The 13,829-nt window shown below is 69.9% G+C and carries 10 protein-coding genes and 1 pseudogene; 6 read left to right on the top strand and 5 right to left on the bottom strand.

The window, feature by feature from the left end; translation table 11 throughout:
- Together B2U11_RS13000 and B2U11_RS13005 are read left to right on the top strand one after the other, a co-directional pair.
- On the top strand, positions 1–339 hold a 339-nt coding region (locus B2U11_RS13000; protein WP_292072288.1), incomplete at its 5' end, for an MBL fold metallo-hydrolase RNA specificity domain-containing protein.
- Entirely contained in the window at positions 336–1,862 is a 1,527-nt protein-coding gene (locus tag B2U11_RS13005; protein ID WP_292072290.1) for a thymidine phosphorylase family protein, read from the top strand. The genes B2U11_RS13000 and B2U11_RS13005, both read left to right, overlap by 4 nt.
- Before the next feature lie 169 nt (positions 1,863–2,031).
- Here the strand turns inward: B2U11_RS13005 and B2U11_RS15760 are convergent.
- The 5 genes and pseudogenes from B2U11_RS15760 to B2U11_RS13030 all read right to left on the bottom strand — a co-directional run.
- Positions 2,032–2,517 (bottom strand): annotated as a pseudogene (locus tag B2U11_RS15760) (RNA polymerase sigma factor); the annotation flags it as partial.
- A gap of 298 nt (positions 2,518–2,815) precedes the next feature.
- On the bottom strand, positions 2,816–3,871 hold the full coding sequence (locus tag B2U11_RS13015; RefSeq protein WP_292072294.1) for a type II glyceraldehyde-3-phosphate dehydrogenase: 1,056 nt from the start codon (positions 3,869–3,871) through the stop codon (positions 2,816–2,818).
- 90 nt (positions 3,872–3,961) lie between these two features.
- Positions 3,962–5,218: a cyclopropane-fatty-acyl-phospholipid synthase family protein gene (locus B2U11_RS13020; protein WP_349680731.1), complete on the bottom strand. Its 1,257-nt coding sequence runs from the start codon at positions 5,216–5,218 to the stop codon at positions 3,962–3,964.
- Between the two features lie 488 nt (positions 5,219–5,706).
- Positions 5,707–8,088, bottom strand: coding sequence for a heavy metal translocating P-type ATPase (locus tag B2U11_RS13025; RefSeq protein ID WP_183197624.1), 2,382 nt, complete (start codon positions 8,086–8,088; stop codon positions 5,707–5,709).
- Between the two features lie 21 nt (positions 8,089–8,109).
- Complete coding sequence (locus tag B2U11_RS13030) at positions 8,110–8,325, bottom strand: methyltransferase family protein (protein ID WP_246331801.1); 216 nt, start codon at positions 8,323–8,325, stop codon at positions 8,110–8,112.
- Between the two features lie 624 nt (positions 8,326–8,949).
- On the opposite strand from B2U11_RS13030, the gene B2U11_RS13035 reads away from it, so the two are divergent.
- The 4 genes from B2U11_RS13035 to B2U11_RS13050 are packed head-to-tail and all read left to right on the top strand — an operon-like array spanning position 8,950 to position 13,820.
- Positions 8,950–9,921, top strand: a complete 972-nt coding sequence (locus tag B2U11_RS13035) for an HlyD family secretion protein (protein ID WP_292072298.1) — start codon at positions 8,950–8,952, stop codon at positions 9,919–9,921.
- A 4-nt stretch (positions 9,922–9,925) separates the two neighbouring features.
- Entirely contained in the window at positions 9,926–11,626 is a 1,701-nt protein-coding gene (locus B2U11_RS13040) for an ATP-binding cassette domain-containing protein (RefSeq protein ID WP_292072300.1), read from the top strand.
- Positions 11,623–12,717, top strand: a complete 1,095-nt coding sequence (locus B2U11_RS13045; RefSeq protein WP_292072302.1) for an ABC transporter permease — start codon at positions 11,623–11,625, stop codon at positions 12,715–12,717. The genes B2U11_RS13040 and B2U11_RS13045 overlap by 4 nt, the downstream gene beginning before the upstream one ends.
- The gene (locus B2U11_RS13050) at positions 12,717–13,820 is read left to right on the top strand and encodes an ABC transporter permease (RefSeq protein WP_292072304.1); all 1,104 of its coding nucleotides are present in this window, start codon (positions 12,717–12,719) and stop codon (positions 13,818–13,820) included. Before B2U11_RS13045 ends, B2U11_RS13050 begins: the two co-directional genes overlap by 1 nt.
- Positions 13,821–13,829 lie beyond the last annotated feature (9 nt).

Below are 13,829 nucleotides of genomic sequence, written 5' to 3' on the forward strand. Positions count from 1 at the left end.
ATCAAGGCCTTCGGCCCGGATCGGCGCAACACCATCCTGTTTTCGGGCTTCCAGGCGGCCGGAACCCGCGGGCGTTCGATGGTCGAGGGCGCCAGGGAGGTGAAGATCCACGGCGGGTGGGTCCCCATCCAGGCCGAGGTCGCCAATCTGCCCATGCTTTCGGCTCACGCGGACGCCGAGGAAATCCTGCGCTGGCTGTCCGGCCTCAAGCGGCCCCCGCGCAAGGTCTTCATCGTTCATGGCGAACCGCATGCGTCCGACGCCCTGCGCGTCCGCATCCAGGACCGGTTCGGATGGGACTGCGTCATTCCCCAGATGATGGAGCGTCACGCGCTGTGACCCGCCTGTCCAACCCGTCCCACGCCGCGGTTCCTTCCCTGAAGGCGCGCCGCTTCGGTCTTCACGCCCAGCACGAGTCGATCGTGCTGATGCGGCGAGACTGCCCGGTTTGCCGCTCCGAGGGCCTGTCGTCGCGCGCCCAGGTGGTGCTGTCGGCCGGGGGCCGCGAGGTCTACGCCACCCTGTACCAGATGGAAGGGGACCTCCTCGGCCACGACGAAGTCGCGCTCTCCGAAGAGGCGTGGCGCCTGCTGGGGGTGGCGCCGGGCGACCCCGTCGCCGTGCGACACGCGCCGGCCATCGAGTCCATGTCCAGCGTCCGCCGCCGGATCTATGGCGCGCGGCTGGACGAAACGGCGATCCAGGGGGTCATCCGCGATGTGGCCGCGGGGCGCTACACCTCCATTCATCTGGCGGCCTTTCTGACCGCCACCTCCGCCCTTCCGCTGGACGAGGCCGAGACGGTCGCCCTGACCCGCGCCATGGTGGACGTGGGAGACCGCCTGAGCTGGGCCGCCGACGTGGTCATGGACAAGCACTGCATCGGCGGTTTGCCCGGCAACCGGACGACGCCGATCGTGGTGGCGATCCTCGCCGCCTGCGGCCTGGTCGCCCCCAAGACCTCCTCGCGCGCCATCACCTCGCCGGCCGGAACGGCCGACACGATGGAGACCCTGGCGCCGGTCGATCTCGACGTGGGCGCGATGCGGCGGGTGGTCGAGGCCGAAGGCGGTTGCGTCGTCTGGGGCGGCGCGGTCCGGTTGAGCCCGGTGGACGACATCTTCATCCGCATCGAACGGGTTCTCGACGTCGACACCGAAGGCCAGCTCATCGCCTCGGTTCTGTCCAAGAAGATCGCGGCCGGCTCGACCCATGTGGTGCTGGACCTCCCGGTCGGTGCGACCGCCAAGGTGCGCTCTGCGGAGGCGGCCGGAGCGCTGGCCGCGCGGCTGACGGCCGTGGCGAGCGGCTTTGGAATTCGGGCGCTGTGCCTGCAGACGGACGGCTCACAGCCCGTGGGCGTCGGCATCGGGCCGGCCCTGGAGGCCCGCGACATCCTCGCCGTGCTGCAGAACCGTCCCGGGGCGCCCGCGGATCTGCGAGCGCGCGCCTGCCTGCTGGCGGGCGCCGCACTCGAACTGGCCGGGCGGGCCGCCGCGGGGGAGGGAGTGACCGCCGCCGAGGGCGTGATCGCCGATGGGCGCGCCTGGACGAAATTCCAGCGGATCTGCGAAGCCCAGGGCGGGATGCGCGTCCCGCCCACGGCGGGCCAGCGCGCCGTGATCCGGGCGACCCGGTCGGGTCGGGTGATCCTGGTTAACAACCGCCAGATCGCGACCCTGGCGAAACTGGCCGGCGCACCCGAACGCAAGGCGGCCGGTCTGGAGATGCACGTCCGCCTCGGGATGGAGGTGGCGGCGGGCGACGCCCTGGCCACGGTCCACGCGGAGAGCCGGGGCGAACTCGATTACGCCATGGTCTATGCGGCGTCGCACACCGACCTGATCGAGGTCGAAGGCTGAGGCCGCAGGGGATCAACGAGGGTCGCGCGGACGGAGGCGGCGACCGCCAGGGCGCAGGGATCGGGACAGAGCCCGCAGCGGGCCCGCATTCCCTCCCGCAGCACGGCCCGGCCCGGTGGACCCTCACGCCGACATTGTTGGCGGTCAGATGCATCTCGCCGGCGATCGTCGCCAGCGGAGTCCTTTCCAGTTCCGCTCTCCGGAGCAGGCTGGCGGTTTCGGGCGCCAGATCCGCAAGAACCAGCGCGAGGCAACGGAGCGACTGGGCAAGCTCGTCATCCGCGGGGTTCCCCCCGTCGCAGGCCGCCTCGGCGCTCAGCGCCTCTGTCAACCGCGCCCTGGCCGCGTTGCGGCGATAGCGGTCGAACAGGGCGTTGCGAAGCGCGACCCCGAGCCAGGCGTCCACCTTGCCGGGATCGGTGAGCCGGCCGGCCGCCAGCGTGGCCTTGAGGGCGAACTCCTGCAGGACATCTTCGGCGTCTTCGTGCGACCGCAGCCGTTTGAGGAGGTAACGAAGGTGCGCCGGGCGATCGTCGCGCAAGCGGCGCTCGACAAGGCGTCGAATCTCGGCCGCCGGTGTCGCGCGGGCGGCCAGTCGGGGGGCGACGGCTCGTATTCCCTGGTCACGCGCCGCGATGGGGCTCTGCAAGCTCATGGACCTTCTCCTGCATGAAGTCAGGGAGCATTCACGGACAAGTAACGCCAAGATTTGCGTTGAATCAAGTGCTTGAAAAGATTCCCCTCAGCGCCTGTTTTGTTGAGGGATACTCAATCGTGATGCGTATTGTATTCCGCCTCGCGGCGATTCCGCCGGCCCGCATCCGGTCCGGCTCCAGGCGGGATGCGCCACCTGCGCCTTCCCTGGACGGCATCGGGCGGCCCGTGGCGCCACCGCCGCTCGACGAAGACGGACGGTGATTTGCGGCCTGCGTTCGGGAATGGCCGGACGCGACCTAATCCGGAAAGCCCAACCCCGCGACGGCGCCGACGCCCAAGCTGGCGTCGGTCATGGCGATCGAGTCCGCCGCCTCCGTGATCCGGCCCGCAAGCGCCCGGATGGCGTCTATGGTCTCGGGTACGACGATGGCCTGGTTGTCGACCATATAGGCGTAGAAGAGTTCGTCGCCCTGGACGCGGAGCATGTCCACCCAGAGCGCCACCTCGTAGAGACTGTCATGCGGACGGCCGAGATCGGCCATCAGTTCCTTGACGCTGTTCAGCGCGGTCATGCCATCGGCCATGCGCACGGGGGCGATGCGCGAGGACGCGAGGAGAGCCGCGACCACTTCGGCCTTTTCGGCCGGACGGGTCATTTGCACCGCCCAATAGTGCAGATGAGCGATCGTCTCCGGAACCTTGACCGCCATGGTCACGACATCCAGTCCGGGGTCGACGCTCTGCGCATCGGGGCCCTGATGACTCGGAATCCCGGGCTCCGGCGCCAGGGTGTTCATGATCCCGCCCCGGTCGCTTTCCCAAGGGTCCGTCGCCCTTCGCAGCAGCGTACCCCGGGCCCGGCGCAGCAATCCCGCCTGTTTGAGCGCGCCAAGGGTGCGGACGATCGAGGTGGTGTTGCAGGAGACGACCCGCGTCGATGACCGTCCGAGCGCGCCGGCATAGCTCGACTCGGCGACGAAGGAGTGACCGGTCACCGCGTGCCTTTCGCCGCCCTGGACGATGAACGGTTTGCCCTTGCGCCGGTAGAGCTCGGCGTTGGCGGCCCCGATGCCCTTGGGCGTGCAGTCGACCACGATGTCGGCGGCCGCGATCAGGTCGTCCAGGCCGCCCGCAACCGGAAGGCCGGCGCGCTCCATCGCCCGGGGGGCGTCATCGGCGGCGCCATACAGTGAGACGCCCTTCCGGGAGGCCACGCGCAGGCGCAGGTCGGCGCTGACGTCGGCCACGCCGACCAGGGTCATGTCTCCCTGTGCGTCGATGGCCGCCGCCACCCGCTTGCCGATCACGCCGTAGCCGTTCACCGCGACGCGGATGGTGTCTGATTGAGCCATGGATCGCTGTCCTTGCTGGTGCCTGGTCGTGAAGGGAAGGTCCCCGGACCGGATCGGTTGCGGCGAGAAGGTCGGGCGCGCCCGGGGCCCTCAGGGGACGCCGCGGCGCTCCGCATCGACCACGTAGTCCCGGGTCAACGGAACGGCGCGGATATCGCGGGCGAGCTGGATCTGGAACACCATCAGGCCGCCGACCCGGAAGGCGGCTTCACAGACGGCGAGGTAGTATTCCCACATCCGGCAGAAGCGCTCGTCATAGAGCGCGGCGGCACGCCCGCGCTCGCCCTGGAACCGCTCGGCCCAGTGCCGCAGGGTCTCGGCGTAGTGCAGGCGCAGGATCTCCACGTCGGTGACCCAGAGCCCTGACCTCTCCACCGCGGCGAACACTTCCGACAGGGACGGGCAGTAGCCGCCGGGGAAGACGTGCTTGTCGATCCACGGATCGGCCTCGCCTGGCGGCCCCTTGCGGCCGATGGCATGGATCACGGCGACGCCATCGGGCGCCAGCAGCCGGCTCAGCGCGTCGAAGAATTCAAGGTAGTGCGGGGTCCCGACATGCTCGAACATGCCAACAGAGACGATGCGGTCGTAGGAGTCCGCCTCCTGCCGATAGTCCCTCAGGTGGAACCGAACGCGATCCTCCAGACCGGCCTCGGCCGCGCGCGCCCGGGCCACGGCCAGCTGTTCCTGCGACAGCGTCACGCCGTCGACCTCGACTCCATAACGGCGGGCGAGCTCCAGGGCCAGGCCGCCCCAGCCCGAACCGATATCGAGCACGCGTACGCCCGGGCGCAACCGCAGCTTGGCCGCAATGTGGCGCTTCTTCTTGGCCTGCGCCTGCTCCAGCGTTTCGTCGCCGTCCTGGAAATAGGCGCAGGAGTATTGCAGGTCTTCATCGAGGAACAGCCGATAGAGCTCTTCGGAGAGGTCATAATGGTGCGCAACGTTCGCCCGTGCGCGGGGGATCGGATTGTGCCGCCGCGGCCTGAACGGCGCGGCGAACTCGCGCAGAGCCCGAGCTTCCTTGGTCATCGCCCCGGAAGCGGCCACGCCGATCAGCAGGAAATCGCGCAGCGTGCCCGCCTCGAGCGTGAGCCCACCCTCCATATAGGCTTCGCCCACCCGCAGACGCGGGTTGGCCAGGAGCCTGGCCGCCTCGCGCGGGTCGGCGATGCGGACTGTGGCGAAGGGCGCCTCGCCCGTGCCGAAGGCATGCCGCTCGTCCCATGGATCGATCACCACCAGCGATCCATAGCGGACCGTCCGCCGCAGCAGCGCGGCGAGGAGACCGAAGGCCGTCTGGCCGGGCAGGATCGAGCCAAGCGCCTCCCTCACGTCTTGCATCATGGTCGTGCCTTTCACGGATGCACGTTGGCGGGTGGCGCCGGGTCATTCGCTAAGACGTTCGAGTCCCCCGGGTGATTACATGCGTCCCGTCACGTCGAGGGTTCAAGCGGACTGCGGATGGAACGCCCATGGCCGCAGCGGGGCGACGATCGCTCCGGCGACAGAGACCACGACGGCGAACGGAATCGGCCGGGGTTGCGCGTCACCGGGCCGGGGGCTTGGCCGAGGCTCACCGCCGCCGTCCGTCTGCCGAGCCGGACATCCTGGCCTTGCCGGGGCGCAGGCCGCCCACCGCTACGGCCGGGCCATAGGCGATCATCGACGAGGCCGGGCGTCCCGCGATGACGACGAACCCCGGCGCCAGGGCGCGCCAGGCGAGCCCGGCGCCATCCCCAGCGACCGTCCCAGGAACGCGGCGTGCGCGCCCGGTTGCCGGGGCCCCGCGAAATCGCCGGGCGTCCGCCCGAACGTTACGGCCGATGGCGACGCTAGATCGGCGCCGCTGCGGCTCTGGCGGACGACGGGGAGGTCATACCGGCGCCCAGTCGCAGGCGCTTCAACATCAGGGCGTTGATCGCCACCAGCACCGAACTGCCGGACATAGACAGGGCGGCGATCTCGGGGCTCAGGGTGAAGGGGTAGAGCACGCCCGCGGCCAGCGGGAAGGCGATGACGTTGTAGCCGACGGCCCACCACAGGTTCTGATGCATCTTGCGCAGGGTGGCGCGCGACAGTTCGATGGCCTTGACCACGTCGGCGGGGTCGCTGCGCATCAGCACCACGTCGGCGCTCTCGATGGCCACGTCGGTCCCGGCCCCGATGGCGAAACCGACATCGGCCTGGGTCAGGGCGGGGGCGTCGTTGACGCCGTCGCCGACCATGCCGACCCTGTGCCCCTCGCCCTGGAGCTCCTTGATCTTGAGCGCCTTCTCCCCGGGCAGGACCTCGGCCAGCACGATGTCGATGCCCAGTTCGCCCGCGATGCGCCGCGCCGTGCCGAGGTTGTCGCCCGTGATCATGGCGACCTTGACGCCCAGGCCCTGCAGCCGGCGGATGGTGGCCCCGGCGGTCGGCCGCACGGCGTCGGCCACCGCGATCAGGCCGATGACGCGGCCGTCGCGGGCGATGTGGACGACGGTGCGCCCGGCGCCCTGCAGCCGTTCGGATTCCGTGGCCAGCTCGCCGAGCTCGACGCCGTTGTCGGCCATCAGCATGCGGTTGCCGGAAAGCACGGTGCGACCGTCCACCGTCGCCCGCAGCCCCTTGCCGCCGAAGGATTCGAAGCCCGCCGCCGCGATTTCGGGGAGGTCCCGGGTCCGCTCCAGCACGGCCTTGGCGATGTGATGCTCGGACCCTCGCTCGAGGGCCGCGGCCGTGGTCAGCAGGTCGGTCTCGTCCACCCCGGCGGCCGGGGTGATCTGGACGACCTTGGGCGCGCCGAGGGTCAGGGTGCCGGTCTTGTCGAAGACGATCACATCCAGCTTGACGGCGTCCTCGAGGGCGGCGGCGTTCTTGATCAGGACGCCGTGCCGCGCGCCCAGCCCCGTGCCCACCATGATCGCCATGGGGGTGGCCAGGCCGAGCGCGTCGGGGCAGGCGATGACGAAGACGGTGATCGTCAGGGTCAGGGCGAACAGCAGGGTCTGGCCCAGGACCCAGAACCAGATTCCGAAGGTGAGCAGGCCGATGACGATGGCGGCCAGCACCAGCCACTGGGAGGCGCGGTCGGCGAGCAGCTGGGCGGGGGCCTTGGAGTTCTGCGCCTCCTGCACCAGCTTGACGATCTGGGCCAGGGCGGTGTCGGCGCCCACCCGGGTGGCGCTGTAGCGGAAGGCCCCGGTCTTGTTGATGGCGCCGCCGGTCACGGCATCGCCGACCCCCTTCATCACCGGCAGGGATTCGCCGGTGAGCATGGATTCGTCGACCTCCGATCCGCCGTCCTCGATGACGCCGTCAACCGGGATGCGGCCGCCCGGGCGGACCACCACCCGGTCGCCCACCAGAACGGCGGAGGTCGGGACCTCGACCTCGACGCCGTCGCGCAGCACGCGGGCGGTGGGCGGCGCCAGGTCCATCAGTCGGCGAATGGCGTCCGAGGCGCCGGCCCGCGCCCGCATCTCGAGCCAGTGGCCCATGAGGATGAAGACCAGCAGCAGGGCCGAGGCCTCGTAGAAGTCCGGCGCGTCATAGAGGAAAGTCGCGCCGACGCTGAACAGATAGCCGGTGCCGACGCTGAGCAGGACCAGCACCGCCATGTTGAGCACGCCGCGTCGCAGCGCCCGGACCGCGGCGATGTAGAAGGGCCAGCCGGGGTAGAGGATGGCGGCGCTGGCCAGAACGAACAGCAGCGGCTTCAGCGGCAGGCCGAACGGCGGCGCCACGCGCATGAAGTCCATGCCCATCGGGGCGAGGAAGAAGATTGGAACGGTGAAGCCCAGCGCGATCAGGAAGCGGTTGCGCATGTCCCGGGCCATGGCCTGCATGTCCATGCCGGGGCCGTGGCCCATCTCGGCCATGTCGTCGGGGCCGGCCGCGGCCCCGTGCCCGCGCCTCGCCGCGTGATCCCCGTGGGCGGCCGCCGGGGCCGCCGGCGGGTGGGGGTGCGAGGCGCGGGCGTCCACGGCATCCTCGTTCGGGACGCAGACGTGTCGGGGCACGACCTCGCCCCGGCAATGGAAGCCGCAGTCCCGCACGGCCTGTTCCAGTTCGGCCTGGCTGAGACGGGCCTCGTCGTAGCGCACCGTGGCGGTGGCCGAGCCGAAGTTGGCGGCGGCGTCCAGCACGCCCTTCAGACCCCGCAGGTGTTTCTCGATCACGAGCGGATCCAGCGGGGTGCGGAATCCGGAAACGTCGATGGTGGTGGTGCGCATCAAGAAGAACTCCGGTGAAAATCAAACTTCAGGCCGGGCGGGCCGGGACACGGGACCGAGTCGGGAGAGGAACGCCGGCGTCGCCCGCCGGTATCCGGCCCAGGCCGGGCCGAAGCGGGGGGCGGTTTCGCGCTCCTCCTCCACGGCCAGGCGCCAGTACAGGACAACGAGCGCCGGAAACATCGCCAAGGTGAGCAGCCTCGGCCACTGAAGCAGTACGCCGATCATGATCAACACGAAGCCGGCCTACTGCGGGTGGCGGATGGATTTGCACGGACCGGTCGTCGTCAGCCTGCCCTCGCGTTGGGCGCGATGAAGCACCGGCCAGGCGGAGATGAGCCAGAACTCGCCGCGTGAAGACCCGGCCGATCCCGGGGGAATTGGAGGTCATGCGAGGCCCCTTCCGTTCTGAACACCGTCCGCCGTCTGACGCCTCACCCGACCGATCATTACCGACGCGGAAGGCCGACGGTCGTAAGACCCGCCGGTCGCCGGCGTCAGACCCTGGGCCATCAGGTCATTGTCCGATCAAGGATCCAGTCGTGGCAAGCCGTTCATCGTCGCTCCCAACAGCGGGCCTCGACCTGCTAATTCGGCGTCTTCGCCAAGGGGCCGGGCGGACTGGCGCCCTGTCTGCGCGGCCGGATCGAGACGCACGCCGCGGGGCCCCCGGCTGGCGCGATCATGTCCGACGAAGCTTGGGGGGACTTCGGCGCCGGATCTCCTCTCCCGGCTCGAAGCGCGGCTGGCCCCTTGCGCACAGCCGCCGTCGCGGGCGGCTTCCGAGGGCGTAAGCAATCCTTCCACCCGGCGTCTTCAGGATCAGCGCATCGAACAGGCGAGCGCGTCCGGAGGCAGGATGTGAGGATTCAGGGGCGACGGTTGACGGTGCTGGTGGCCGTCGGACTCATTCTGGTCGCCGCCGGCTCCGCCGTCGCCTTCTGGCGGCTGCAGACCGCTCCGGCGCCGGCCCAGGTCATCTACGGCAGCGGGCGGATCGAGGTCGACGAGGTGCGTGTCTCGTTTGAGCTGTCCGGCCGTCTACTGCAGAACCACGCCCTGGAAGGCGCCCCGGTTCGGGCCGGAGCCCCGCTGGCCTCCATCGACCCGTCCGACGCCCGTCTGCTCATGAATCGCGCCGCCGCCCAGCGCGCCGCCGCCGGGCAGACCGTGGCCCAGGTGAGCAGCCAGATCGATCTGGCCCGCCATCACGCCGCTTCGGCCCGGGCGGATCTGTCGCGCTACGAGGCGCTCGCGCGTGAGGGCTATGTCACGGCCCAACGCCTCGACGTTGTCCGCAACGCCCATCAGGCCGCCGTGGATCAGATCAGCCTGCTTGAGGCGCGTCGCGGCGAGGCCGTCGCCCAGGCCGAGGCGGCGTCCCAGACCCTGGCCCTGGGCCGATCGCAGCTGGTCAGGACCCATATCGCCTCGCCGATATCGGGGGCGGTGCTGGAGCGTCTCGCCGAGCCCGGCGAAGTGATCGTCGCCGGCCAGCCCGTGGTGGTGCTGGCCAATCTGTCTCGGGTGAGGCTGCGTGTCTTCGCTCGGGAGCCGGACCTGGGCAAGGTCCGTCTGGGGGCTCCCGCCAGGCTGCGGGTTGACGCCTTTCCCGGCCGGGATTTCGCGGCGCGCGTGGCCCGGGTCGACGCCCAGGCCCAGTTCACCCCGCGCGATATTCACATGCAGGACGAACGGGGCCGGACCGTCTACGGGGTCACTCTGGAGGCTGAAAATCCGGACGGGCTGCTCAAGCCCGGCATGCCGGCCGATGCATGGATTCTGTGGGACGCCTCCGCCGGCTGGCCCGACCGTCTCGCCGTTCCGGAGTAGGGGGATGGCCGAGGCTGTCGTCGAGGCCCGCGGACTGGGGCGCCGATACGGCGCCCGTAGCGTGCTGGAGAACATCGATCTCGACGTCCACGCCGGGCAGGTGTTCGGCGTGGTCGGCCCCGACGGAGCGGGCAAATCCACCCTGCTGCAGATGCTGGCCGCCATCCTGCGCCCGAGCGCGGGGACATGCCAGGTTCTTGGGCGCGACGTCCGGCGCGATCCCGCCGCGGTGCAGGCGCGGGTCGGCTACATGTCGCAGGGCTTTTCCCTGTACGATCGCCTCACCGTCGCGGAGAATCTGGCGTTCGCGGCGGACATCCGCGACGTCACCGGACCGGACCGGGCCGTGCGCGGCCCCGAGCTGCTCCGCATGGCCGGGCTCGACCGCTTCCAGCACCGCCGCGAGGGACAACTGTCGGGCGGCATGCGCAAAAAGCTGGCCCTGTGCGCCAACCTCATGCACCAGCCCCCGCTGCTCATCCTCGACGAACCCAGCCTGGGCGTCGACCCGCTGTCGAGACGGGAGCTGTGGCGAATCCTCGACCGGGCGCGAACCGAGGGCCGGACGATCGTGTTCGCGACCTCCTACATGGACGAGGCCGACGCCTGCGACCGCGTCCTGCTTCTGCGGGACGGAAAGCCCCTCGCCCTGGGAGCGCCGCAGGAGTTGCGGCGGGACGTGGCCGGGCAGGTCTACAGGCTCGCCGGTCCGGCCCTGGACCGCATCGAGGCGGCCCTCGAGAAGGACGCCGGCGTGATCAGCTTCCAGCGCCGCGCGGGCCGTGAGGTGCGGGCGCAGGTCCGGGACGGGTCGAGGCTGGCGCCGATCGAGGGGGCCGTGGTGGAGGCCGCCGTCCCCACCATGGAGGACGTGTTCACCTTCGCCTCGGCGCCCCCGCCCGCGCGGCCCGGCGCGGCCTCCGGCCGGGCCGCGCCGCCGCCTCCCGTCCGGAATGACGTGATCGTCTCGCGCGGCGTCAGCGTCCGGTTTGGGGCGTTCAAGGCCGTCGACAAGGTGACGATCGCGGTCGCCGAGGGCGAGATTCTCGGTCTGCTCGGCCCCAACGGCGCCGGCAAGACCACCCTGATCCGCATCCTGTGCGGGCTGCTCTCGCCCGGGGAGGGGACCGCCGAGGTAGCGGGGTTCGACGTGGCGCGCCAGAGCGAGGCGGTGCGCGCGCGCATCGGCTACATGTCCCAGCGGTTTTCCCTCTACCCCGACCTGAGCGCGCGCGAGAACCTGACATTCTTTGCGCGCGCCTATGGCGTGCCCCGATCCGAACTGCACGGCCGAATCGCCTGGGCCAGTGCGCGCGCCAGTCTCGAGGACGCGGGGGAGGGCGCGGTGCGGGACCTGTCCGGGGCCACGCGCCAGCGGCTGGCGCTGGCCTGCGCCATCGTCCACCGGCCCAGGGTGCTCTTCCTCGACGAGCCGACCTCCGGGGTCGACCCCCTGTCCAGATTCCGGTTCTGGCGCCTGATCGCGGCCCTGGCCGCCGACGGCGTGGGGATCGTCGTCACCACCCACTACATGGAGGAGGCCGCGTTCTGCGATCGTCTGGGGCTGATGATGGACGGCCGGCTCATCGCCCTGGGCCCGCTGACGAGGCTGACCGACGAGCTTGGACTCGTGACGCCCGATGTCGAGGCGGTCTTTCTCGGCTTCATCGAGCGCGAACGCACCGGGCAGGGGAGGGCGGCGTGAAGGCGCGGCGCGTTCTGGCCTTCGCCCGCAAGGAGGTGCTGGAGATCTCGCGCGACCGCTTCACCATGGGGGTGGCGCTGCTCATGCCCCTGATGATGCTGTTCCTGTTCGTCTACGGCATATCGCTGGATGTCGACCGGGCGCCGCTGATCGTGGTGGACCATGACCGGACCGCCGCCAGCCGGGAGCTGCAGGCCCGGTTTCTCAACTCGGGATATTTCATCCTCCAGGCGGCGCCGGAGGACGAACGGTCGGCCGAACACGCCCTGATGCGCGGGACGGCCCGGGCGGCCCTGTTCATCCCGCCGGGCTTCTCCGGCCGCCTTGGACGCGGCGAGGACGCGCCCGTGCAGTTCGTGGTCGACGGCACCTACGCCAGCACGGCGGCGATCCTGTCGGCCTATGGCCGGGCCATCCTCCACGCCTATCCGGAGGAGGTGCGCCTTCCTCTCAGGCCCGAGGTGCGCGTCTGGTACAATCCGCAACTGCGCAGCCGCAACTTCATCGTACCGGGCCTGTTCGCGGTGATCCTCATGGCCTTTCCGCCGTTGCTCACGGCGCTGGCCGTGGCGCGCGAAAAGGAGCTGGGCACCATCGCCCAGATCTACGCCTCGCCCCTGACCGGGAGCGAGTTCATCGCCGGCAAACTGCTGCCCTACGCCGTGATCGCCTATGCGGAACTTCTCCTCGTCGTCTTTGGCGAGGTAGTCTGGTTCGAGGTGCCCGTACGGGGAAGCGTGGGGCTGCTCCTCGCCGTGGGGCTTCTCTACGTTCTTTGCACGGTTTCCATCGGACTGCTCGTCTCCACCCTCGTGCGCACCCAGCTGGCCGCCATGTTGACGGCCCTGATCGTGACCCTGATGCCGGCCTTCCTGTTTTCCGGCTTCGTCTATCCGCTTTTCACCATGCCGCCGGCGTTTCAGGCCTACGCCTCAGCCCTGCCCACGCGGTATTTTCTCGAGTTCTCACGCGGGGTCGTGCTGCGGGGCGCGGGGCTCGGGGACCTCTGGCCCAACGTCCTCGTGTTGGCGGCCTATACCGCGACGGTGTTCGCGCTCGCCGCCTGGCGGTTCCGCAAGAGGATCGCCTGATGCTGTCCGGCCGTCTCGCGGGATTGATCACCAAGGAATTCGCCCAGTTTCTGCGCGACCCGGTGATGCTGTTCGTGGTGATCTTTCTCTACACGGCCGAACTGGTCATGTGCACCATGGCCCTGGGTTTCGACGTCCAGCATCTCAAGCTGGCCGTGGTCGATCACGACCGCTCCGCCGTCAGCCGCGCCCTGATCGAGGAATTGACCACGGGCGACAATTTCGTGCTCGCCGATCAGTTCACCAGCCTGCGCGAGGCGGAAGACCGGCTGCGGCGCGGCGCGCTCGACGTGGTCGTAGAAATACCGCCGCGCATGGGCGCCCGGCTGGCCGCCGGACGCCCGGCGTCGTTCGGAGTCGTGGTCGACGGATCCAACGGCAATGTCGCGGCGCGCGCGCGCGCCTATGTGATCGAACAGAGCGCCCGCTTCGTGGAGAGCCGGCGTCCGGCCGGGGATCGGCGGGCCGCCGTCCGGCCGGAAGTGCGGGTCTGGTACAATCCGGACCTGACCAACACCCGGTTCATGGCCCTGTCGATGCTGGCCCAGGCCGGTCTGATGCTCGGCGTGGTCCTGCCGGCGGCCGCGATCGTTCGGGAAAAGCAGGAAGGCACCATCGAGCAACTTCGGGTTACTCCGATCCGCGCCCACGAATTGTTCATCGCCAAGATCACGCCGACCCTGGTGATCTGCACCGGCGCGGTGTTTCCCGCCCTGGTCATCATGACGCTGATGGGCGTGCCGATGCGGGGCGACGTGTTCATCCTGCTTATTCTCACGGTCGTCTACCTGCTGAGCGCCGTCTCGCTCGGCACCTTTGTGGGCGCCATCACCCAGACGCTGCAGCAGGCGATGCTCGTGGGCTTCTTCGGCCTGTTTCCGCTTCTCTTCCTGTCCGGGAGCATCGCCCCCATCGAGAGCATGCCGCCGTGGCTCCAAACCGCCTCGCTGGCCAGTCCCCAACGCCACTATGTCGAGATTGTATCGGGGCTGTTCCTGAAGGGGGCGGGACTGGCCGAACTGTGGCGGCAGGCGCTGGCCTTGGGGGCCATCAGCAGCGCTATGTTTCTGAGCGCCTGGCTGGTCTTCAGGCGCCGCTGGTAGGACAGGGAG

The sequence above is a fragment of the Brevundimonas sp. UBA7534 genome, assembly GCF_002479325.1.
Lineage (GTDB): Bacteria > Pseudomonadota > Alphaproteobacteria > Caulobacterales > Caulobacteraceae > Brevundimonas.